This is a genomic window from Hydrogenophaga sp. T66 (genome assembly GCF_057219855.1).
This window is the reverse complement of record NZ_JBXVVX010000001.1, coordinates 1,928,041-1,947,962: the sequence shown is the minus strand read 5'-3', so window position 1 is coordinate 1,947,962 and position 19,922 is coordinate 1,928,041. Positions and strand designations below refer to the sequence as shown.

At 73.7% G+C, this 19,922-nt stretch carries 19 protein-coding genes; 10 read left to right on the top strand and 9 right to left on the bottom strand.

The annotated features are described in order from the left end of the window. Positions 1-39: 39 nt before the first annotated feature. The 5 genes from bktB to AC2D80_RS08935 form a co-directional block, all read right to left on the bottom strand. Positions 40-1,224, bottom strand: a complete 1,185-nt coding sequence (gene bktB, locus AC2D80_RS08955) for a beta-ketothiolase BktB (protein ID WP_484632620.1) — start codon at positions 1,222-1,224, stop codon at positions 40-42. A 63-nt stretch (positions 1,225-1,287) separates the two neighbouring features. After that, positions 1,288-1,890 (bottom strand): histidine phosphatase family protein, encoded by a 603-nt coding sequence (locus AC2D80_RS08950; RefSeq protein ID WP_484632619.1) that lies wholly within the window; start codon positions 1,888-1,890, stop codon positions 1,288-1,290. A gap of 15 nt (positions 1,891-1,905) precedes the next feature. Next, on the bottom strand, positions 1,906-2,679 hold the full coding sequence (locus tag AC2D80_RS08945; protein ID WP_484632618.1) for an SDR family NAD(P)-dependent oxidoreductase: 774 nt from the start codon (positions 2,677-2,679) through the stop codon (positions 1,906-1,908). 23 nt (positions 2,680-2,702) lie between these two features. Beyond that, complete coding sequence (locus AC2D80_RS08940; RefSeq protein ID WP_484632617.1) at positions 2,703-3,392, bottom strand: RluA family pseudouridine synthase; 690 nt, start codon at positions 3,390-3,392, stop codon at positions 2,703-2,705. After that, positions 3,389-3,928: a pyridoxamine 5'-phosphate oxidase family protein gene (locus AC2D80_RS08935; protein ID WP_484632616.1), complete on the bottom strand. Its 540-nt coding sequence runs from the start codon at positions 3,926-3,928 to the stop codon at positions 3,389-3,391. Before AC2D80_RS08935 ends, AC2D80_RS08940 begins: the two co-directional genes overlap by 4 nt. A 63-nt stretch (positions 3,929-3,991) precedes the next feature. Here AC2D80_RS08935 and AC2D80_RS08930 point away from each other — a divergent pair, with 63 nt between their 5' ends. Both AC2D80_RS08930 and gshA read left to right on the top strand, forming a co-directional pair. After that, positions 3,992-4,963, top strand: a complete 972-nt coding sequence (locus AC2D80_RS08930) for a tRNA dihydrouridine synthase (protein WP_484632615.1) — start codon at positions 3,992-3,994, stop codon at positions 4,961-4,963. 53 nt (positions 4,964-5,016) lie between these two features. Next, on the top strand, positions 5,017-6,588 hold the full coding sequence (gene gshA / locus AC2D80_RS08925) for a glutamate--cysteine ligase (RefSeq protein WP_484632614.1): 1,572 nt from the start codon (positions 5,017-5,019) through the stop codon (positions 6,586-6,588). On the opposite strand, the gene AC2D80_RS08920 is transcribed toward gshA, so the two are convergent. Next, positions 6,578-6,943, bottom strand: coding sequence for a 2Fe-2S iron-sulfur cluster-binding protein (locus AC2D80_RS08920; RefSeq protein WP_484632613.1), 366 nt, complete (start codon positions 6,941-6,943; stop codon positions 6,578-6,580). The two genes, gshA and AC2D80_RS08920, sit on opposite strands and share 11 nt — an antisense overlap. Positions 6,944-7,102: 159 nt before the next feature. Next, positions 7,103-7,585, bottom strand: coding sequence for an SRPBCC family protein (locus AC2D80_RS08915; protein WP_484632612.1), 483 nt, complete (start codon positions 7,583-7,585; stop codon positions 7,103-7,105). Positions 7,586-7,782: 197 nt separating this feature from the next. Here AC2D80_RS08915 and ylqF point away from each other — a divergent pair, with 197 nt between their 5' ends. Next, positions 7,783-8,760 carry a ribosome biogenesis GTPase YlqF gene (gene ylqF, locus AC2D80_RS08910; RefSeq protein WP_484632611.1) on the top strand — a complete coding sequence of 326 codons (978 nt, stop codon included), beginning with the start codon at positions 7,783-7,785 and terminating at the stop codon, positions 8,758-8,760. A 71-nt stretch (positions 8,761-8,831) separates the two neighbouring features. Continuing rightward, positions 8,832-9,425 (top strand): NAD(P)H-dependent oxidoreductase, encoded by a 594-nt coding sequence (locus tag AC2D80_RS08905; RefSeq protein WP_484632610.1) that lies wholly within the window; start codon positions 8,832-8,834, stop codon positions 9,423-9,425. 20 nt (positions 9,426-9,445) lie between these two features. Here AC2D80_RS08905 and AC2D80_RS08900 read toward each other — a convergent pair whose 3' ends face one another. After that, a complete protein-coding gene (locus AC2D80_RS08900) occupies positions 9,446-10,000 on the bottom strand; it encodes an RcnB family protein (protein ID WP_484632609.1) in 555 nt (184 codons plus the stop codon). A 160-nt stretch (positions 10,001-10,160) separates the two neighbouring features. Between AC2D80_RS08900 and AC2D80_RS08895 the strand changes: the two genes are divergently transcribed. Beyond that, positions 10,161-10,868, top strand: coding sequence for an SOS response-associated peptidase (locus AC2D80_RS08895; protein WP_484632608.1), 708 nt, complete (start codon positions 10,161-10,163; stop codon positions 10,866-10,868). A gap of 33 nt (positions 10,869-10,901) precedes the next feature. Here AC2D80_RS08895 and AC2D80_RS08890 read toward each other — a convergent pair whose 3' ends face one another. After that, a complete protein-coding gene (locus tag AC2D80_RS08890) occupies positions 10,902-11,546 on the bottom strand; it encodes a DUF938 domain-containing protein (protein ID WP_484632607.1) in 645 nt (214 codons plus the stop codon). Between the two features lie 43 nt (positions 11,547-11,589). On the opposite strand from AC2D80_RS08890, the gene AC2D80_RS08885 reads away from it, so the two are divergent. The 5 genes from AC2D80_RS08885 to AC2D80_RS08865 all read left to right on the top strand — a co-directional run bounded on the left by AC2D80_RS08885 (position 11,590) and on the right by AC2D80_RS08865 (position 19,922). Further along, the gene (locus tag AC2D80_RS08885; RefSeq protein ID WP_484632606.1) at positions 11,590-12,375 is read left to right on the top strand and encodes a tRNA-uridine aminocarboxypropyltransferase; all 786 of its coding nucleotides are present in this window, start codon (positions 11,590-11,592) and stop codon (positions 12,373-12,375) included. After that, the gene (gene pcp, locus AC2D80_RS08880) at positions 12,372-13,019 is read left to right on the top strand and encodes a pyroglutamyl-peptidase I (RefSeq protein ID WP_484632605.1); all 648 of its coding nucleotides are present in this window, start codon (positions 12,372-12,374) and stop codon (positions 13,017-13,019) included. The genes AC2D80_RS08885 and pcp overlap by 4 nt, the downstream gene beginning before the upstream one ends. Positions 13,020-13,127: 108 nt before the next feature. Beyond that, a complete protein-coding gene (locus tag AC2D80_RS08875) occupies positions 13,128-13,742 on the top strand; it encodes a LysE/ArgO family amino acid transporter (RefSeq protein WP_484632604.1) in 615 nt (204 codons plus the stop codon). 113 nt (positions 13,743-13,855) lie between these two features. After that, positions 13,856-17,968 (top strand): non-ribosomal peptide synthetase, encoded by a 4,113-nt coding sequence (locus AC2D80_RS08870; protein ID WP_484632603.1) that lies wholly within the window; start codon positions 13,856-13,858, stop codon positions 17,966-17,968. A 127-nt stretch (positions 17,969-18,095) separates the two neighbouring features. Next, positions 18,096-19,922: a 3'-5' exonuclease gene (locus AC2D80_RS08865; RefSeq protein ID WP_484632602.1), complete on the top strand. Its 1,827-nt coding sequence runs from the start codon at positions 18,096-18,098 to the stop codon at positions 19,920-19,922.

The window sequence follows — 19,922 nt, the reverse complement described above, 5'->3', positions numbered from 1 at the left end:
GGGGGGCAGCGACCCGCGCAGCGGTGGAGCGTGGGGGCATCAGACCCTCTCGAAGATCGCGGCGATGCCCTGGCCGCCGCCGATGCACATCGTCACCAGCGCGTAGCGGCCGCCGATGCGCTGCAGCTCGTGCACGGCCTTGACCGTGATGAGCGCGCCGGTGGCGCCGATGGGGTGGCCGAGCGAGATGCCCGAGCCGTTGGGGTTGACCTTGGCCGGGTCCAGACCCAGCTCGCGCGTGACGGCGCAGGCCTGGGCGGCGAAGGCCTCATTGGCCTCGATCACGTCGAGGTCGGCCGCGCTCAGGCCGGTTTTCTTCAGCACGGCCTTCGTGGCCGAGATTGGGCCCACGCCCATGATCTTCGGGTCGAGCGCGGTGTGGGCATAGCCCACGAGACGGGCCAGGGGCTTGGCGCCGCGCGCCTTCACCTGCTCGCCGCTCATCAGCACCACAGCCGCTGCCGCGTCGTTGATGCCGGAGGCGTTGCCGGCGGTCACGGTGCCGTTCTCCTTGAGGAACACGGGCTTGAGCTTGGCGAAATCGCCCAGCTGGGCGCCGCTGCGGAAATGCTCGTCGGTGGCCCAGGCGACGTCGCCCTTTTTGCTCTTGAGGACGACCGGCACCAGCTGGTCCTTGAACCGGCCTTCGGCGGTGGCGCGCTCGGCGCGGTTGTGGCTTTCCACGGCCAGCGCGTCCTGCATCTCGCGGGTGATGCCGTACTGGGCCGCCACGTTTTCCGCGGTGACGCCCATGTGGATGTGGTGGAAGGGGTCGTGCAGGGCGCCGATCATCATGTCGACCATCTTGGTGTCGCCCATGCGGGCGCCCCAGCGCATGTTCAGGCTGGCAAACGGCGCGCGGCTCATGTTTTCGGCGCCGCCGCCGATGGCGACCTCGCAGTCGCCGAGCAGGATCGATTGGCTGGCCGTGACGATGGCCTGCAGGCCGGAGCCGCACAGGCGGTTCACGTTGAGTGCCGGCGTGCCTTCGGCGCAGCCGCCCTGGATGGCGGCCACGCGGGAGAGGTACATGTCCTTGGGTTCGGTGTTGACCACGTGGCCAAACACGACATGGCCCACGTCCTGTCCGCTGGTGTTGGCGCGCGCCAGCGCTTCTTTCACCACCAGGGCGCCCAGCTCGGTGGGCGGGATGTCTTTCAGGCTGCCGCCAAAGGTGCCGATGGCGGTGCGCACGGCGCTGACGACGAAAACTTCACGGGTCATGGGATCAACTCCAGGAGGGATGGCGGGGGCCGGAACAGGATTTGCCATCCTACCCGGTGGCGGTCAGGGATTCCCCCGCGCGAGCACCCGCAGACGCCCGTCGGATGCGCCGGGCCGGGTGACAAACAGCTCGCCCATGGCGGGTGTTTCGCCGGTCAGTGCGGTGATGTTGACCTGGTGGGTGACCAGCATCCAGTTGGCCGGCGCGCGCACGCCAGCCACGGCCTGGAGCACGGCGCTGGTCTGGCTGTCGCGGTCACCGGTCTGGAAGAAGGAGTTCAGCGGGGCCCACACCGTGTGCCGGCCGAACGCGAGGTCGGCGGTGTCGGTGCAACGGCACCAAGCGCTGCTGCGGACCTCGGACAGCGTCACGCCAGCGCGCTCGAAGGCTTTGCCCACGCGACGTGCCTGGGCGCGCCCTTCGTCGCTCAGGCGGCGCTGCGAGCTGCACTGGTCGAGCCGAAAGCCCGGGGGGTCGCCGATGCCCGGTTCGGTGAGCGCATGGCGCATCAGCACCACGCAGCCGCCTTCGCGCAGGAGGCGCCAGAAGGGGCTGTCGTCGGGCGTGGCCAGGGCGCGGCCGGCGCTCCAGGCGAGGCCGGCGGCGAGCAGGTGGCGGCGGTGCAGGGCGGGCATGGTGTTGAGCGGTTGGGCGTTGGAGGCCATGAGGGCGGGGGAGGGTCAGGCGTCGCGCACGTCGGCCACCGGCTCCTGCCCGAAGTCGGGCCGGTCGAGCCATGCCAGCACCTGCCGGGCGGCGGTCTCGGGCGTGGTGAGCAGGCCCTGGGTCTGGAGTTGCACGAAGCGCGCGTGGTCGGGAAAGCGCCGGGGGTCGCCCGCGCGCAGCTGCACCTGCATGTCGGTGTCGATCACGCCGGGCGCCAGCGAGACGAGGCGCGCGCCGTGGGGCCGGGCCGCTTCGTCGAGTGCGGCGCAGCGGGTGAAGTGGTCGAGGCCGGCCTTGGCCGCGGCGTACGGCGCCTGCGCCGCCATGGCGCGCCGGCCGAGGCCGGACGACACGTTGAGCACCCGCCGCGGCCCGCGCCACCCGCTGTCGACCCAGGCGCCGGTGGCGCGCAGGAAGGCCGCGGTCAGGGCCATCGGGGCTTCCAGGCCCACGCGCAGGGCGCGGCTGAGGTCGTCGGCCGGGCACTCGGCCAGCGGCACCGCCGGCGCGAGCACGCCGGCGTTGTTGATCAGGGTGGCGCTGGCCACGGTGGCGGGGTCGAGCGCGGCGAGCCAGTCGTGCAGCCGCTGGGCGACCGGCGCGGGCTCGGCAAGGTCCACGGCCCAGGCGTCGACCAGCGCGCCCGCGGCGGCCGGCGGTGCGACGCCCTGGCGCGACAGGCACAGCAGGCGCAAGTCCGCCGCTTGCGCCATCAGCGCGTGGGCCATGGCGAGACCGAGGCCGCGGGAGGCCCCGGTGAGCACAACGCAGCGGCGGCGGTCGGTCATGGCGGTTTCCTGATTCGGGGCCTTCAAAAAGGGCAGGGGCTGGTGAAGCGCATCGGCTCACCGCCGAGCGGGTGCGGCACCGTCAGTTCGCCCGCGTGCAGCCACAGCCGCGGGGCCAGCGCCTGCTGGGCGCTGTCGGCGTACAGCGGGTCGCCGGCGATCGGGTGGCCGATGGCCTGGAGGTGCACGCGCAACTGATGGGTTCGTCCGGTCACGGGTTCGAGTTCTACCCGCGTGACCAATCCCGCGCACCCCGCCGGGACATCGCCCGGCGCGAGCCGCCAGCGGGTCAGGCTGGGCTTGCCGTGCGTGGCGTGGACGATGCTGCGCGGCCGGTTGAGCCAGTCGATCATCAGCGGCAGGTCGATGGTGTTCCAGCCGTTGTCCGGCAGCGGATTCGCCAGCCGCCCGGCCACCAGCGCCTCGTAGCGCTTGTGCGTCTGGCGGCGCTCGAAGGCGCGGCTGAGGGCGCGCTGCGCATCCAGTCCGCGCGCCATGACCACCACGCCGGAGGTGGCCATGTCCAGGCGGTGGACGACGAGCGCGTCCGGCCAGCGGGCTTGCGCGCGGGCGCTGAGGCAATCCTGCTTGTCGGGACCGCGCCCCGGCACGGCCAGCAGGCCGGCGGGCTTGTCCAGCGCGATCAGGTGATCGTCGGCGTGCAGGACCGTCAGCGCGTCGGCGGGCGCCGCCGGGGCCGGTGGGCGGGTCACGGCGCGCCGCCGCCCAGCACCCGCGCCAGCTCGTCGGCGTCCACCGCGCGGGCGGCGCCGAAGCCGGCGATGTGGCGCCCGGCCACGGGCCGCAGCCGGACGAAGCGGAAGTCACCCAGCCCGGTCATGAAGGCGGCCTCGGGGAAGCGCGCGGTGTAGGCGGCGCGCGCCGCGGCTTCGTCGGCGCTGCCGGTGGCCGGTGTGGCGGCGTCCACCGCGAGGCTCACGCGGGCCAGCGCATGCACCGGCTCGCCCGCGACCTCGCCCTCGCCGATCAGCAGGGCGGCGCGTGGCGCGGCCGCGAGCTGCGCGGTGTGGGCCGACAGCGCGCTGAGGTGGACCACCAGCGTGGCGCTGGCGGCGTCGATGGCGTAGGGCACCTGCGACACGGCCGGGTCGCCGGCGGCGTCGCGCGTGGCCAGCGCCGCCACACGCCGGCGGTGCAGCAGGTCGCGCAACAGGGCGCTCTGGCGCGGCAGGTGCGTGGCCGCGGCAGCGGGGGAAGGCGGGGGGTCGGTCGGGCGGTCGTCGGCCATGGCGCGATGCTACGCCGGGCGCACCGGCGGCGGGGTCATGGGGGAAACCGGACAATCGCCCCCATGCTGCTGCTTGCCCCCATGGAAGGACTGCTCGACGCCACGCTGCGCGATGTGCTCACGCGCACCGGCGGCGTGGACCGCTGCACCAGCGAATTCATCCGCATCACCAACACCCTGCTGCCCGAGCGGGCGTTCACCCGCGTCGTGCCGGAGCTGCTGCGCGGCGGGCGCACCCGCGCGGGCGTGCCGGTGCGGCCGCAGCTGCTCGGCTCCGATCCGGCCTGTCTGGCCGACAACGCCGCGCGCCTGGCCGGCTTCAACCCGCCCGGCATCGACCTCAACTTCGGCTGCCCGGCCAAGACGGTGAACAACAGCCGGGGCGGCGCGGTGCTGCTGGATGAGCCCGAGCTGGTCGGCCGCATCGTGGCGGCGGTGCGCCGTGCGGTGCCGGCGCACATCCCGGTGTCGGCCAAGATGCGGCTGGGCTACCACGACGACCGCGTGGCCGAGGACAACGCGCTGGCGATTGCCGAGGCTGGCGCCAGCGAGCTGGTGATCCACGCCCGCACCAAGGCCCACGCTTACCGGCCACCGGCGTTCTGGGAGCGCATCGCCGAGGTCCGCGCGGTGTTGCCCGCTGCCGGCCCGGTGGTGATCGCGAACGGCGAGATCTGGTCGGTGGACGACGCGCGGCGTTGTCGCGCCATCAGCGGCTGCGAGCACCTCATGGTCGGGCGCGGCCAGATCAACGACCCGGGTCTGGCGCGCGAGATCGCCGGTGGCCCGCCCGTGGGCTGGCAAGAGGTGCGGCCGCTGTTCGCTCCCTTCTGGGCCCAGGTGAGCGCGCGCGTCGAGCGGCGCCACCGCGCCGGGCGCCTGAAGCAGTGGCTCAACTACCTGCGCCACCGCCACCCCGAGGCCCAGGCCGCGTTCGACACCCTGCGGCTGACGCACGACCCGGCGGTCATCGAGGCGTGGATCGGCGGCCCGGCTGCCGCCGTGGCGCCTGCAGAAACCGCGCCGGCGTGGTAACTTCCCGCTCCCCCGCCCCGCCTCCTTCGCCCCGCTGCCCGAGAACGACCGGTATGACCTCCCTGCAACAACGGCTGGACGCCCTGGGCGCCGATCGCCTGCGCGGCATGCGCCGCGGGCTTGAGAAAGAAAGCCTGCGCGCGCGCCCCGACGGGCAGCTCGCCCTCACGCCGCACCCGGTGGGCCTGGGCAGCGCACTCACCCACCCGCACATCACCACCGACTACAGCGAGTCGCAGCTCGAACTCATCACCGGCGTGCACGCCAGCGTCGCCGCCTGCCTGGCCGAACTCACCGAGGTGCACCAGTACACCGTGCGCACGCTGCGCGCGCAGGGCGGGGCGGCGGGCGAGGAAATGCTCTGGGCCTCCAGCATGCCCTGCGGCCTGCCCACGGACGAGACGATCCCGCTGGGCCGCTACGGCAGCAGCAACGTCGGCCGCGCCAAGAGCGTCTACCGCATGGGCCTGGGCCACCGCTACGGCCGGCGCATGCAGACCATCTCCGGCATCCACTACAACTGGTCGCTGCCCGGGGTGGACAACGACGGTTACTTCGCGCTGATCCGCAACTTCCGCCGCCACGCCTTCCTGCTGCTCACGCTGTTTGGCGCCTCGCCGGCGGTCTGCTCCAGCTTTGTCGAAGGCCGGCAGCACGCGCTGCAACCGCTGGGCGAACGCGGCACGCTGCACATGCCCCACGGCACCTCGCTGCGCATGGGGCGGCTGGGCTACCAGAGCGAGGCGCAAGCCACGCTCGCCGTGAGCTACAACGGCCTGGAGGGCTACGCCGCTTCGCTGCACGACGCGCTCACGCGCCCGTGGCCCGCCTACGAGGCGGTCGGCATCCGCAACCCCGGGGGCGACTACAACCAGCTCGCCACCACGCTGTTGCAGATCGAAAACGAGTTCTACGGCACGATCCGCCCCAAGCGCGTGATCTACCCCGGCGAGCGCCCGCTGCATGCCCTGCGCGAGCGCGGTGTCGAATACATCGAGGTTCGCCTGATGGACCTCAACCCGTTCGAGCCGATCGGCATTGGCGCGACCACGCTGCGCTTCCTCGACGTGTTCCTGCTCCACTGCCTGCTCGCCGACAGCCCGCCGGACACGCCGGCCGAAATCCGCGAACTCGGCGAGAACCAGCACCTCACCGCCGCGCGCGGCCGCGAGCCCGGCCTGGCCCTGAGCCGCGGAGGCGAGCGCGTGCCGCTGCTGGGCTGGGGGTTGTCGCTGGTGGATGAATTGCTGCCGATCGCCGAGCGGCTGGACGCGCTCGACGGCACCGACGAACACACCCGCGCCGTGGCGCAGGCCCGCGAAGCGCTGCAAGCGCCCGACACGCTGCCCTCGGCCCGGGTGTTGCGGGCGCTGGAGCGCCACGACCAGTGCTTCATCGATTTCGGTCGCGCCCAGTCGGCCGAAATCCACCGCCAGCTGCTCGCCTTGCCCTGGAGCGCCAAGCAGCAGGCGCGCTTTGAAGCGATGGCCGCGCAATCGATCGAAGACCAGAAAGCCATCGAGGCCAACGACTCGCTGCCCTTCGAGATCTACCGGCAGGAATACACCTCGCCGGCGCGGCTCGGCCGCCCGCGCCTGAGTCCCACATCGCCGGTCACGGCCTGATTCCGGGGCCGCCGAGCACCACCTCCGCCGACGCCGCGCAGGCCACGCAGGGCAGCACCGCGCCGGCGGCTTTTTCCTCCGGCAGCAGGCCCGGCCATTCCACCGTGTGGCGCACCGCGCCCGCTTCCAGCCAGCCCAGGCAGGTGCGGCACGTGCCGTTGCGGCACGATGCCGGCCAGGCCTCGCCCGCGGCATGCAACGCGGCCAACAGCGTGTGACCGGACGCCACCGGCAGCCGCCGGCCGTCGCCCGCCCGCACGAGCCACGCCACCCCGGAGGGATCACCGACGGGGTTTGAGGGATGACCGACGTACCCCGGGGCGCACACGACCGTGCGGTCCGTCACGCTGCTCATTTCTTGGGCATTTCAAACAAAGCCGTGGCGCGACAAGCACTTGCGCGCGCCGTACAGCACTTGCCCACGCTTATTCACACCTTTGTCCCCATTTCCCGGGGACAACTGGGGTGCAAAGCCCAGGCTGTTCGACCGATCGGCCCGGTGGATCGCCTCCGGTCAGGCCTCGCCGCCAAACTTCTTGATCAGGTTGGCGATGTACTTGTCCACCAGCTTCTCGAACTCGGACTCCACCACCGGGGCCACCACCATCTTCATCAGGCCCGGCAGCGGCACGTCCACCGTGCCCTCGATGGCCAGCTCGATGGCGGTGGACTTGGCGCCGCCCGTGATCTTCCAGTGGCCGCCCACCAGCGCGTTGCCTTCGCCCTTGACCGGCGTCCACTTCACGGTCCCGGCCTTCTTGGCCGCGTCCCACTGGCTGGTGTATTTGCTGGCGTACACCGTCTGGATGTTCACCTGCGCGGTGCCCACCTTCTCCATCTCCCAGCGGTACACGCCCTTGCCCAGGTCGGTCAGTCGCTCGACCTTGGGGAAGTGGGACACCGAGGTCGGTACGTCCGACAGCACCGCAAACACGTCCTCGGCCTTGGCCTTGACGTTGAACTCATAGCCCAAGTCGATCTTCACGGTGATGGTCATGGCTGCCTTTCCTGCAGGGGATCGTTGAATCGGTGCGGGCCATTCTAGGCAGCGGCGCGGTGCCCCGCGCCACGGGCTTACACCAAGGTCAGATCTCCACCTGATCGCCCGCCCGCCGCGCCGGCAAGGCACAATCCCGCCTCCCTGCGGTCGCCCGGCCGCGCCCTCACCGTCCCTCCCGCGCCAGCCCCGTCCCCATGAGCATCCAGTGGTTCCCCGGTCACATGCACCTCACGCGCCAGGCGATCGCCGAGCGCGTGAAGGCCATCGACGTGGTGATCGAGATGCTCGACGCGCGTCTGCCCGGCTCCAGCGCCAACCCGCTGCTGGCCGCGCTCACCGGCCGCAAACCCACGCTGAAGGTGCTCAACAAGCAGGACATGGCCGACCCGGTGCGCACCGAGGCCTGGCTCGCCCACTACCGCGCCCAGCCAGGCACCCGCGCCATCCCGCTTGACGCCAGCCACACCGCGCCAGCGCGCGCGCTGGTGACCGAATGCCGCGCGCTCGCGCCGCAGCGCGGCGGCATGGCCAAGCCGCTGCGTGTGTTGATCTGCGGCATCCCCAACGTGGGCAAGAGCACGCTCATCAACACCCTGATCGGCAAGCGCGCCGCCAAGACCGGCGATGAGGCCGGCGTCACGCGCAACGAGCAGCGCGTCGTGCTGGCCGACGACTGCTACCTCTACGACACGCCCGGCGTGCTGTGGCCGCGCATCGTGGTGCCCGAAAGCGGCACGCTGCTGGCCGCCAGCGGCGCCGTGGGCCGCAATGCCTACGACGACGAGACGGTGGCGCTCGACCTGCTCGACCTGCTGAAGGTGGAGTACCCGGCGGTGCTGGAGGCGCGCTACGCCTTTGGTCTGGCGCCCGAGGCCCTGGCCAGCGCGCCGGCCGACGCGCTGCTCGATCACATCGGTCGCCAGCGCGGCGCGCTGGTCGCCGGCGGGCGCGTGAACCCCACCAAGGCCGCCGAACTCGTGATCGCCGACGTGCGTCAGGGCCACCTGGGCCGCCTCACGCTGGAGACGCCCGCGCAGTTCAGCCGCTGGCTGAAGGCCGGCGAGGCCGCCGACGCCGAGCGGCAGCGCCTCAAAAAGGAGCGGCTGGCCGAGCGCGGCAAGGCGCCGCCGCGCGGCCCGCGCCCGCCGCGATCCGGTCCCCGCCGTCCCTGAGCGCTGTCCCCCCGGCGCCGGGGCTTGATCCGCGTCAAGGCGCGTCGGGCGAGGCCGCGCATCATGCGGGCATGAGCGCTGTGGACCGCATCCTCCTCATCGAAGGCCATCCCGATGGCGACCCCGCCCGACTCAACCGGGCGCTGGCCGACGCCTACGCCGCCGGCGCCGACGCCTCAAGCATCGCGGTGCGCCGCGTGCAGCTCGCCTCGCTCGACATCCCGCTGCTGCGCACCGCCGACGACTGGCACCACGGCCACGTGCCGCCCGCGCTCGCGCCGGTGCAGGACGACCTGCGCTGGGCGCAGCACGTGGTGCTGTTTTTTCCGCTCTGGATGGGCGACATGCCCGCGCTGGTCAAGGCCTTCATCGAGCAGGTGGCACGGCCCGACTTCGCGCAGGGCCCGGACGGACCGACCCCCTTCGGCCGCAAGCCGCTGTCGGGCCGCTCCGCGCGCGTGGTCGTGACCATGGGCATGCCGGCGCTGGTGTACCGCTGGTTCTACCGGGCCCACAGCGTGCGCGCGCTGGAACGCAACGTGCTGGGCTTCATCGGCTTTGCGCCGGTCCACGAGACGCTGATTGGCCGCGTGGACGATCTCGGCGAGCGCGGCGTGGCCCGCTGGTGCGACCAGCTGCGGCGGCTCGGCGCGGCCGGCGCCTGAGCCGCCGGCGAGGACGCGCCTCAGCGATTGAGGATCACGCTGGCGATCACCCCGGTGGCCACCGCCACCAGCAGCAGGTCACCGCCGTCCAGCTGCACCCAGCGGTGGCCGCGCGGCGGCGCGACGAGCTGCGGGTGGCGGCGGTGGTCGACGATGACGTGGCGCTCGTGGATCACGTGGCGCGGCAGTACGTCGCCGCGGCGCCAGTGCGCGGCGGGGTGATGCCCGGGATGGCCGCCGTAGACCGGGTGGCGCCCATAGACCGGGGGGTGGTCATGCCCGGGGTGGGTGCGGTAGGCGGGGTGGCCGTGGTAGCCCCACGGCCCGCGGTAACCCCGGTCGTCCCAGCCGCGGTGGTCGGCCCGGCCGTCGTGCGGCCGCAGGTCGCGCCGCGCGGGGTGGGGGTGCCAGTCGCGCGGACCGGCGTGCGAATCTCGGTGCCAGCGGTCGCTCCAGCCCGCAGCGTCGCGGCGGTCGCGGCGGTGGTCGTCGTCGGCCCACGCGGGCACGCTGCCCAGGAGCGCGGCGGCCAGGGTAACGGCGGGCGCGAGGGCGTTGGACAGGGATCGGGTCATGCCAGTCTCCGGCGGTGATGGGAGCTTCATGCTCCGGTCGCCGTGTATCGGGCCGGTGAAGCGCGCGCGTGGGCCAGGCAAACCGCGTTGCCGGTCGCAGCGGCAGAATGCGCGGCAGCCCGTTGCCGAGCCGTTTGCAACGCGCCCATCCCGCGACCGCATGTGCACCAATTTCACCCCCGCCACGCCGCGCGACCTGATCGCGCTCGGGCTGGCCGAGCGGCCCGAGGCGCTGCCCGCGCCGGGCTGGGCGGCCGAGGCCTGGCCCGGCACGCCGGTGCCCTTCGCGCTGGCGGGGGAGGGCGGGGCGCCACGGTGGCGGCTGGGGCGTTTCGGTCTGGTGCCGCGCTGGGCGCGCGACGGGCAGCAGGCCCGAGAGCTCGCGCGCGGGACGCTCAACGCCCGCCGCGAGACGGTGGCCGAGAAGCCGAGCTTTCGCGCACCGTGGCGCGAAGCGCGCTTCGCGCTGGTGCCGATGCGCGACTGGTTCGAGCCCTGCTGGGAAGAAGCCGAGCGCCACGGCGGCCGCTCGGTGCGCTGGCGCATCGCCGCGGCCGACGGCGCACCCCTGGCCGTGGCGGGCCTGCACGAGTCCTGGACCGATCCTGCCAGCGGCGAGATCGTCCACAGCGTGAGCCTGCTCACCCTCAACGCCGACGGCCACGAGCTGCTGGGCCGCATGCACCGCCCCGGCGACGAGAAACGCACGCTGGCCGTGCTCCCGCGCAGCGACTGGCTCGCGTGGCTCGGCGCCACGCCCGCCACCGCGCCGGACTTCCTGCGCCGCCCGCCGCCCGGCGCGCTGGTGGGCGAACCCGCGCCGCTGCGGCCGCTGGCACCGCCGCCGGACCAGGGCGCGCTGTTCTGACCGGCACGCCGAGCGGGACCGGGTCGCCGCCGCTCAGTCCCGCCGCCGCCAGACCAGCAGCCGGTTGTTCGCCGGCATCGCGTGGCGCGCGGCCAGGTGCAGGCCGTGCTCGGCGGCGGCGGCTTCCAGCGCCTCGCGGCGGCGCAGGCCCCAGGCCGGGTCGCGGGCGCGCAGCTCGGCGTCGAAACGCCGGTTGCCCTCGGCGGTGGGCACGTCGTCCTCCAGCACCGGGCCGTAGGTGACAAGCGCACCGCTCGGCGCGAGCACGCCGGCAGCCAGCGACATCAGCGCCGGCGCGCAGGCCCAGGGCGCGATGTGCAGCAGGTTGGCGGCGTACACCAGGTCCCACGGCGCCCCGTCGCGGGCCGCGGGCCAGGGCGGGGCGAGCAGATCCAGCACGCGCGGCGGCGCCACGCGGTCCAGCCCGGCGCGCGCGGCGCGTTCGCGCACCGCGGCGAACCCGGCGTCGCCCGCGTCGGTGGGCTGCCAGTGCCAGCCGGGCAGGCCGGCGGCGAAGGCCACCGCGTGCTGCCCCGTGCCGCAGGCGATCTCCAGCGCCCGCCCCTCGGCCGGCAGCAGGGTGCGCAGCACCGCCAGGATCGGCCCGCGGTTGCGCGCGGCGGCGGCGCTGAAGGGCAGGTCGGGGTGGTCGGGTGCGTCGGGGTGGGTGGTGTTCATGGGGTGGCCGGGCGGCGCGTGGGGCGGCCGTTACAGTCGGCCGATGACCGCCGATTGTGAAACCCCCACCGCACCCGACGCCCGCCACGCCGTGCGGCGCCTGCGCGATGCGCGCGTGGCCGCCAGCACGCGCCCCTACCTCGGCCGCGGCGGCGCGCCGGGCCGCTGCGATCGCTGCCGCCTGTTCGCGGGCCAGTGTGTGTGCGCGCTCACGCCCGAGCCCGCCGACACCCGCGCCGGCGTTTGCCTTTTCATGGGCAGCCTGGAATCGTTCAAGCCCAGCAACACCGGCTGGCTGATCGCCGACGCGGTGGCCGACACCTGGGCCTTCGGCTGGTCGCGCACCGAACCCGACCCGGCCGCGCTGGCGCTGCTGGCCGACCCGGCCTGGGCGCCGGTGGTGGTCTTTCCCACCGAGTTCGCCGCGCCCGCCCGGGCGGTGGATGCGTGGCCCCCGGCCGAGCCCGCGCCCGACCCGGCGGGCCGGCGCCCGCTGTTTGTCTTGCTCGACGGCACCTGGTCCGAGGCGCGCAAGATGTTCAACAAGAGTCCCTACCTCGACGCCTTGCCCGTGTTGGGCCTGCACCCGGATCACCCCTCGGCCTACCGCCTGCGCCGCGCGCGCCGCGAAGGCCATCTGTGCACCGCCGAGGTCGCCGCGCTCTGCCTCGCCCAGGCTGGCGACGAACGCGCGGCCCACACCCTGGCCGCCTGGCTCGACGTGTTCACCCACCACTACCTGCGCGGCAAACAGTGTCAGCGTCCCGACCTCGACAGCCCCGCCCACGCGCGGCTGGGCGCGCTGCGCGGCGCCGCGGACGCGCCATGACCCCGCGCGGTGTGTTGCTGACCGGGTTCGACGCCTTTGGCGGCGCCGACCGCAACCCCAGCGAGCTCGCCGCCCGCGCGCTGCACGGCCGCACCATCGCCGGCCACCGCGTGCGCGCGGTCGTGTTGCCCACGGCGTTTGCCGCCGCACCGGCCGCGCTCGCCGCCGCGCTCGCGCGGCCCGGTCCGCCGCCGGCGCTTGTGCTGTGCGTCGGGCAGGCCGGCGGCCGCGCCGCCATCGGCCTGGAGCGCGTGGCCATCAACCTCGCCGACGCCCCCATCCCCGACAACGCCGGCCATCGCCCGCAAGACGCGCCCCTGCGCCCCGACGGCCCGGCCGCGCACCTCTGTCGCCTGCCCCTGAAAGCCATGCGCGCCGCGCTCGACCGCGCCGGCCTGCCCGCCGAGCTGTCGCTGAGCGCCGGCAGCTTCGTCTGCAACGCGGTGTTCTACGAGTTGCTGCACCGGCTGGCCACCGACCCGCGCCTGCGCGCCACCCGCGGCGGTTTCATCCATGTGCCGTGGCTGCCCGGTCAGGGCGAGCCGTCGCTGCCGCTGGACGCGCTGGTGCGCGGCCTGCGGGTGGCGGTGGCGGCGGCGCTTGGCCCCGCGGGCGAGCCCGCGGAGGGTGGCGCCCTCCACTGAACGCGACCGGTCGCGCCGTGGGTGACGCCCAGGTGGCAGGGCGAGACGCCCCCGCTGCGGCACATTGCGTGACGAGGCCGCCCCCCTGTTTCCTTCGTTGTCCTGTCCATGCTGTCCGCCTTCCTGCAGGGCCTTGCCCTGAGCTTCGGTCTGATCGTGGCCATCGGCGCGCAGAACGCCTTTGTCCTGCGCCAGGGACTGCGCCGCGAACACGTGGGCAGCGTCGTGCTGTTTTGCGCGGTGGCCGACGCGGTCTTGATCGCCGCCGGGGTGTTGGGCATGGCGCAGGCCGTGGGCGAGCGGCCCGGGCTGGCGCGGGCGCTGGCGGTGGCCGGGGCGGTGTTCCTGGCGGTGTATGGCTGGCGGGCACTGCAGCGCGCCCGGCGGGGCGGCACGCTGGCGGCCAGCGACGGCGCGGGCGGCCTGACCCGCGGCGCCGCGCTCGCCCAGGCCGCCGCCTTCACCCTGCTCAACCCCCACGTCTACCTCGACACCGTGCTGCTGGTCGGCTCCATCGGCGCGCAACAGGCGGCCGACCTGCGCCCGGCCTTCATCGCCGGCGCCAGCGCCGCCAGCCTGACGTGGTTCACCGCCCTGGGGCTGGGCGCGCGATGGCTCGCCCCCTGGTTTGCCCGCCCCCGCGCCTGGCAGGTGCTCGACGCCCTCATCGCCGCGACGATGTGGGTGCTGGCCGGGCTGTTGCTGCGCCATGCGCTGGGGTGAGGCGCCCTCCGACGCTTTTGGCCTCACTAATTCACGCGACGCGGACTTCCCGCATCGGCGGAGTACGAAATACGTGTCAACATCCGAGGGTTGTTTCAAGACGTATTTGGCGGGTGAAAAACGATTTCGATTCAGGCGAGGGGGCGGTCCGGCCGGATGAGGCGGCGGCCGCGGGCGCGCTCACACCGGCGCAGGTCGGCATGCTCTTCGACGGCCTTGCGGGACCGACCGGCGTTCATGTGGAGCAGCTGGTGTTCCACGCGGACGACGAGCGCCCGGACCCGGCGCGGACCGCCGCCCGGTGGTCGGCATTGGCCGAGCGACACCCGGCCCTGCGCAGCGTGTGCCGCTGGCGCGGGCGGGAGGTGCCCCGGCTGGAGGTGTTGGCGGCCGTGGCCGTGCGGCCGGAGGTGGAAGCCCATCCCCCCCTGTCGGGCCCCGCGCGCGCGCAAACGCTGGCCCACTTCCTGCGCCGCGACCGGGCGCGCAGCATCGAGCTGGAAAGCGGGCCGACCTGGCGTTTGACGCTGCTGGTGTGGGGCGATCGGGCCCATACGCTGGTCTGGACGTTTCACCGCCTGTTTCTGGACGGCCCCAGCCACGCGGCCCTGTTCCTCGCGTTTCTGGCGGACGAACCCGCGCCCGACGCCGACGCGGCACCCGCCCCCTCGCAAGACGACCACACCCGCGCCGTGGCGGCGCAGCGCGACGACCCGGCCTTCGCCGAGGCGGCGCGCCGCCACTGTCGCGCGCTGCTCGGCGCCGACGGCGGGCCGCCGCCCCTCGGCTGGGCCGACGCCTGGCCGCCCGGGCCGGCGTCCGGCTGGGCCGTCTCGACCGAGTCCGCCGCGGACGCACCGCCGGCGCTGATTCGCGGCGGTGTTCCGGCCGACACGCTGGCCCGGCTGCACGCCCTGTGCGCCGCGGCTGGCGTCACGCTCAGCGCCGCGGTGCATGCCGCCTGGGGCCTGGCGCTGGCGCGCTGGTCCGGGCGGGCCGACGTGGTGTTCGGCGCCGTGCGCTCGGGCCGCCACCTGCTGCCCGGCGCCGACCGAACCGTCGGCTGCCTGATCAACATCGTGCCCCTGCGCGTATCGGTGGGCCCCGGGCTGGCGCTGGGTGAGCTGCTGCGGCAGGTGCGCCATACGATCCAGGGGCTGCGGCCCTTCGAACACGTGGCGCTGGCCGACGTTCGCCGCTGGTGCGATCTCAACGCCACCGCCGAACTCACCGACGCCACCCTGCTGTTCGAGCCGGCCCCGCTGACGCAGCGCCTGCGCGATCGGCTCGGGCCCCACCGGCGGGTCGAGCTGCACGAGCAGACGCCTGCGGCGCTCTCGCTCATGGCTTACGTGGACGACGGCCTGGACCTGCGGCTGGAGCACGACCCGCAGCGCGTGGACGCCTTGGTCGCCCCGCGGCTGCTGGCGTCGGTGGCGCGCTTGCTGGCGGCGATGGCCGACGCCACGCCGGCCACGCCGCTCGCCGCCCTCGGCGCCCTCGACGACCGCGACCGCGCCACGCTGGCCCGCTGGTCCACTCCCGACGCCGCCCCCGACGCCACGCCCGCGTGCGTGCTCGCGCTCATCGAGCGCCAGGCCCGCGCCACGCCGCAGGCGCCCGCGCTGCGCTGCGCGGCCAGCGGCGCGGCCCTCACCCGCGAAGCGCTCGACCGCGCCGCCCACCGCCTGTCGACCGCGCTGACCGCGCGCGGTGTCGGGCCCGGCGACGTGGTGGCGCTGTGCCTGCCCCGGGGCCCGGGCTTTGTCAGCGCCCTGCTCGCGGTGATGAAAAGTGGCGCGGCCTGGCTGCCGATCGACCCGCGTTACCCGGCCGCACTGGCGCGCCACATGCTGACCGACAGCCGGGCCCGGCTGGTCATCACCGAGCCGTCTCCGCCGGCCGCCCTCGCGGGCGTGGCCAGCGTGGCCTACGACACGCTGCTCGCCGAGGCCGACCCCGCGCCCGCCACTGCCGCGCCCACAGCCTTGTCGCACCCGCTCGACCGACCCGCCTACGTCATCTACACCTCCGGCTCCACCGGCCAGCCCAAGGGCGTCGTCGTGTCGCACCGCGCGCTGGCCGGTCATGCCCGCGCCGTGGTCCAGGCCTACGGCCTGGGCGAGCGCGACCGCGTGCTGCAGTTCGCCAGCCTGAGCTTCGACGTGTCGATCGAAGAAATCCTGCCCACGCTGGCGGCCGGGGCCGAACTCGTGCTGCGCGACGACGCGGCGGCCGAGTCGGTGTCCGGCTTTCTGCGGCTGGTGCGCGAGCAGGGCATCACCGTCCTGAACCTGCCCACCGCCTTCTGGCACACCTGCGCCGAGCAGATGCACCTCGGCGCCCAGCGCCTGCCGGACGCGGTGCGCCTGCTGGTCGTCGGCGGCGAGAAGGCCTCGCGCCGCGAGCTCGACCTCTGGCGCCGCAGCCACCCCGGCCTGCGCTGGGTCAACGCCTACGGCCCCACCGAAGCCACCATTTCCTGCACCGCCTTCGACCTGCCGGCCCAGGCCCCCCTGCCTCCTGGCCCGGATGTCCCGATCGGCCGGCCGCTGGGCCACGCCCGAATCGCCGTGCTGGCGCCCGACGGCTCGCTCGCGCCGCCCGGCGCCCGCGGCGCGCTCTGCCTCGGCGGCCCCGGCCTGGCCGACGGCTACCTCGGCCTGCCGGACCTGACCGCCGAGCGCTTCCCCCCGGCCCACGGCCCCGCCATCGACCCGCTGCTCGCGGCCTGGGGCTGGACGCGCCTGTACCGCACCGGCGACGACGCTCGCTGGGACGACGCCGGCCAGCTGCGCTTCCTCGGCCGCCAGGACCGCGAGGTCAAGGTCCGCGGCTTCCGCGTCGATCTGCGCGCCGTGGAACACGCGCTGGAGCGCCTGCCGTCCGTGGCCGAGGCCCTCGTGCAGCTCGACCGGCCCGGCGAGCCCGCCGCCCGGCTGGTCGCCTGGGTGCTGCCCGCGCCCGGCGAACATCCCAGCCCCCGCGCCCTCGAAGCCGAGCTCGCGCGCGCCCTGCCCGCGCACATGCGCCCCGCCATCCGGCTCGTCAGCGCCTGGCCCACCACGCCCGGCGGCAAGATCGACCCCGCCCAGCTTCCGGCCCACGCGCCCGAGCGCGCCATCGACGCCGTATCCGATGCTGCACCCAACGCCGGTAGCGCCGATTCCACCTCGGCCGACGTGCGCCGCCTGGCCGCCGTGTTCGCCCGCGTGCTCCGGCGCGACCACGTCGCGCCCGACGACTCGTTCTTCGACCTCGGTGGTCACTCCCTGCTTGCCCTGAGCCTCATGGCCCGCATCGAGGCCGAGTTCGGCCTGCCGGTCCCCATCGGCCTGCTCAAGACCCACCCCACGCCTGCCTGCCTGCTGGCCGCCCTGCGCGCCGCGCCGTCCGGCCAGCGCCCGCGCCACCTCGTGCCCCTGCAGGCCGACGGCGCCGGCGTGCCGCTGTACGCCATCCACGGACTCGGCCAGCGCGAGCGGCTGTACCGGCCCCTGGCCCGCGCCCTGGGGACCGATCGGCCGGTGTTCGGCCTCACCGTGGGTTACGAGGATCTGGCGAACGATGTGCCCAGTGTCGAAGCCCTCGCCGCCCTCTACCTTCACGACATCCAGGCCCACCGGCCCACCGGACCCATCGCGCTCGCGGGGCTCTCACACAGCGGCTACGTTGCGTTTGAACTCGCTCAGCAACTCACCCGCGCCGGCCGACACGTCACCCACCTGATCCTCTTCGATTCCCAAGGCCCCGGCGGGCGGCCCGCGCTGCGAGGACTCGGCGCCCGCCTGCAGGCCCATGCCGGGCGTCTGCGTGAGCGAGGCCCGGCCTACCTGCTGGAGCGCGCGGTGCGCCGCCTCATTGATCGCGGCGGCGTCGCCGGCCGCCTCGGCTTTTTGCTCGCCCGCGCGCTGGACGACACGGCCCGGCTGGAGTTTGACCACCCGGCCGACGTGCAGTTCATCCACCGGCTGGACGCCGCCGTGGCCGCCTACCGCCCCCCGCCCTACGCCGGCCCGGTGACCATCTTCTACCCCCAGGACGATGCCTTCCTCGACCGCCCCGCCGCCGTGCGCAATGCGCTCGGCTGGCGCGAGGTCTGCACCGGCCCGCTCGACGTGATTGCCGTGCCCGGCGAACACGTCTCCATGCTCAGCGAACCCCACGTCGCCGCCATCGCGGCGCATCTGCGCGGGCAGGGCGGGCGGGCTGAGCCCGGCCGGTAACGCGCTCCGTCCCCCGACCGCCCAGCCCGCCCGCGCGCCGCTGACGCGCCCGAGGGACAACCCGCCTCGACCAACGCGGGCCAAACCCGGCATGATGGCCGCTCAGGGAAGGCTTCACCACACACGCATGGCCACATTGATTCCGGCGCTGGGCAGCTGCGTCTCGCGCATGACCCCCGGCGAACGCCGCACCGCCGAGCGGCTTGAGCAAAAACTCGACGCGGACTACCTGCTCTGGTACGACGTGCCCGTCGGCCCCCGCCACCAGCACCCCGACTTCGTCGTCATGCACCCGCGCCGGGGCATCCTGATCCTGGAGGTCAAAGACTTCCGGCTCTCCAGCCTGATCCGCGCCGACAAACAGACCTGGGACATCCACGGCGACCTCGGCCCCAAGACCATCCCCAACCCGCTGGAGCAGGCCCGGGCCTACGCGCACCAGGTGGTCAACGCGCTGGAGCGCGACCCCCAACTCGTGCAGCCCGGCGGCCGCCACCAGGGCAAGCTGGCCTTTCCGTGGAGCTACGGCGTCGTGTTGCCCAACATCACCCGTGCGCAGTTCGACAAGGCCGAACTCGGCCAGGCCATCGAGCCGCACCGCGTGGTGTGTCAGGACGAGATGCTGGAATCCGTCGAGCCCGAGGCGCTGCAGAGCCGGCTGTGGGACATGTTTCCCTTCATGATGGGGGGCGTCATGTCGCTGCCCCAGATGGACCGCGTGCGCTGGATCCTGTTTCCCGAGGTGCGCGTGGCCGCGCAGGACGCGCTCTTTGACGACACCGACGACACCGCGCCGCTGCCCAGCATCATGCGTGTGATGGACCTGCAGCAGGAGCAGCTCGCCCGCAGCCTCGGCGACGGCCACCGCGTGATCCACGGCGTGGCCGGCTCGGGCAAGACCATGCTGCTCGGCTACCGCGCCGAACACCTCGCCAAGGCCGTCCACGCCACGGACGCCGCCGCCCGCAAACCCATCCTCATCCTTTGCTACAACGAGCCGCTGGCCCGCCAGCTCGCCCGCGTGATGGCCGCCAAAGGCATCGCCGACCGCGTGCACGCCGTGCACTTCCACAAGTGGTGTCGCGACCAGCTCATCGCCTACGGCCAGACCCTGCCCCCGGCCCACCTGCCCGTGGGCGAGAAGATGGCCGACATGGTCCAGCGCGTCATCACCGGCGTCGACCGCCGGCAGATCCCCAGCGGCCAGTACCGGGCCGTGCTCATTGACGAAGGCCACGACTTCGCGCCCGAGTGGCTGCGGCTGGTCGTGCAGATGGTCGACCCCGACACCAACAGCCTGCTCGTGCTCTACGACGACGCACAAAGCATCTACGAACGCACCCAGAAGAAAAACTTCAGCTTCAAGAGCGTGGGCATTCAGGCGCAGGGGCGCACCACCATCCTCAATATCAACTACCGCAACACGCGGCAGATCCTGCAAACCGCCAGCCTGGTCGCGGCCGATCTGTTGACCGCCGAAGACAAGGACGACGACGGCGTGCCCCTGCTCAAGCCCGTGAGCTGCGGGCGCGACGGCGAGGCGCCGCTCATCGTGCGCCTGCCCACCCTGCGCGAAGAAGCCCAGGCCGTGGCCACCCTGCTCGCCGACGCCCACCGCCAAGGCCACGCCTGGGCCGACATGGCCATCCTTTGCCGCCACTGGAGCGAGATGGACCTGTGCGCCAGCATCCTCGCCCAGCGCGGCCTGCCCCACCAGGTCCGCAAAAAAGCCGGCCAGTTCGACCCCGCGCACGACAGCATCAAGGTCATGACCCTGCACGTCAGCAAAGGGCTGGAGTTCCCAGTGGTGGCGCTGGTCGGCGCCGGCCAGATGCCCGCGCCGGGCGAAGACGAGCGCGAGGAAGCGCGGCTGTTCTACGTGGGGGCCACGCGGGCGACGCAGCGGTTGGTGATTGGGGCGAGTGGGGGCGGGCGGTTCGCTGCGCGCCTGTAG

Excerpts from the sequence above, each read along its gene's own strand:
- bktB (WP_484632620.1), bottom strand. The coding sequence starts at position 1,224 with ATGACCCGTGAAGTTTTCGTCGTCAGCGCCGTGCGCACCGCCATCGGC.
- AC2D80_RS08950 (WP_484632619.1), bottom strand. The coding sequence starts at position 1,890 with ATGGCCTCCAACGCCCAACCGCTCAACACCATGCCCGCCCTGCACCGC.
- AC2D80_RS08945 (WP_484632618.1), bottom strand. The coding sequence starts at position 2,679 with ATGACCGACCGCCGCCGCTGCGTTGTGCTCACCGGGGCCTCCCGCGGC.
- AC2D80_RS08935 (WP_484632616.1), bottom strand. The coding sequence starts at position 3,928 with ATGGCCGACGACCGCCCGACCGACCCCCCGCCTTCCCCCGCTGCCGCG.
- AC2D80_RS08930 (WP_484632615.1), top strand. The coding sequence starts at position 3,992 with ATGCTGCTGCTTGCCCCCATGGAAGGACTGCTCGACGCCACGCTGCGC.
- gshA (WP_484632614.1), top strand. The coding sequence starts at position 5,017 with ATGACCTCCCTGCAACAACGGCTGGACGCCCTGGGCGCCGATCGCCTG.
- AC2D80_RS08920 (WP_484632613.1), bottom strand. The coding sequence starts at position 6,943 with ATGAGCAGCGTGACGGACCGCACGGTCGTGTGCGCCCCGGGGTACGTC.
- AC2D80_RS08915 (WP_484632612.1), bottom strand. The coding sequence starts at position 7,585 with ATGACCATCACCGTGAAGATCGACTTGGGCTATGAGTTCAACGTCAAG.
- ylqF (WP_484632611.1), top strand. The coding sequence starts at position 7,783 with ATGAGCATCCAGTGGTTCCCCGGTCACATGCACCTCACGCGCCAGGCG.
- AC2D80_RS08905 (WP_484632610.1), top strand. The coding sequence starts at position 8,832 with ATGAGCGCTGTGGACCGCATCCTCCTCATCGAAGGCCATCCCGATGGC.
- AC2D80_RS08900 (WP_484632609.1), bottom strand. The coding sequence starts at position 10,000 with ATGACCCGATCCCTGTCCAACGCCCTCGCGCCCGCCGTTACCCTGGCC.
- AC2D80_RS08895 (WP_484632608.1), top strand. The coding sequence starts at position 10,161 with ATGTGCACCAATTTCACCCCCGCCACGCCGCGCGACCTGATCGCGCTC.
- AC2D80_RS08890 (WP_484632607.1), bottom strand. The coding sequence starts at position 11,546 with ATGAACACCACCCACCCCGACGCACCCGACCACCCCGACCTGCCCTTC.
- AC2D80_RS08885 (WP_484632606.1), top strand. The coding sequence starts at position 11,590 with ATGACCGCCGATTGTGAAACCCCCACCGCACCCGACGCCCGCCACGCC.
- pcp (WP_484632605.1), top strand. The coding sequence starts at position 12,372 with ATGACCCCGCGCGGTGTGTTGCTGACCGGGTTCGACGCCTTTGGCGGC.
- AC2D80_RS08875 (WP_484632604.1), top strand. The coding sequence starts at position 13,128 with ATGCTGTCCGCCTTCCTGCAGGGCCTTGCCCTGAGCTTCGGTCTGATC.
- AC2D80_RS08865 (WP_484632602.1), top strand. The coding sequence starts at position 18,096 with ATGGCCACATTGATTCCGGCGCTGGGCAGCTGCGTCTCGCGCATGACC.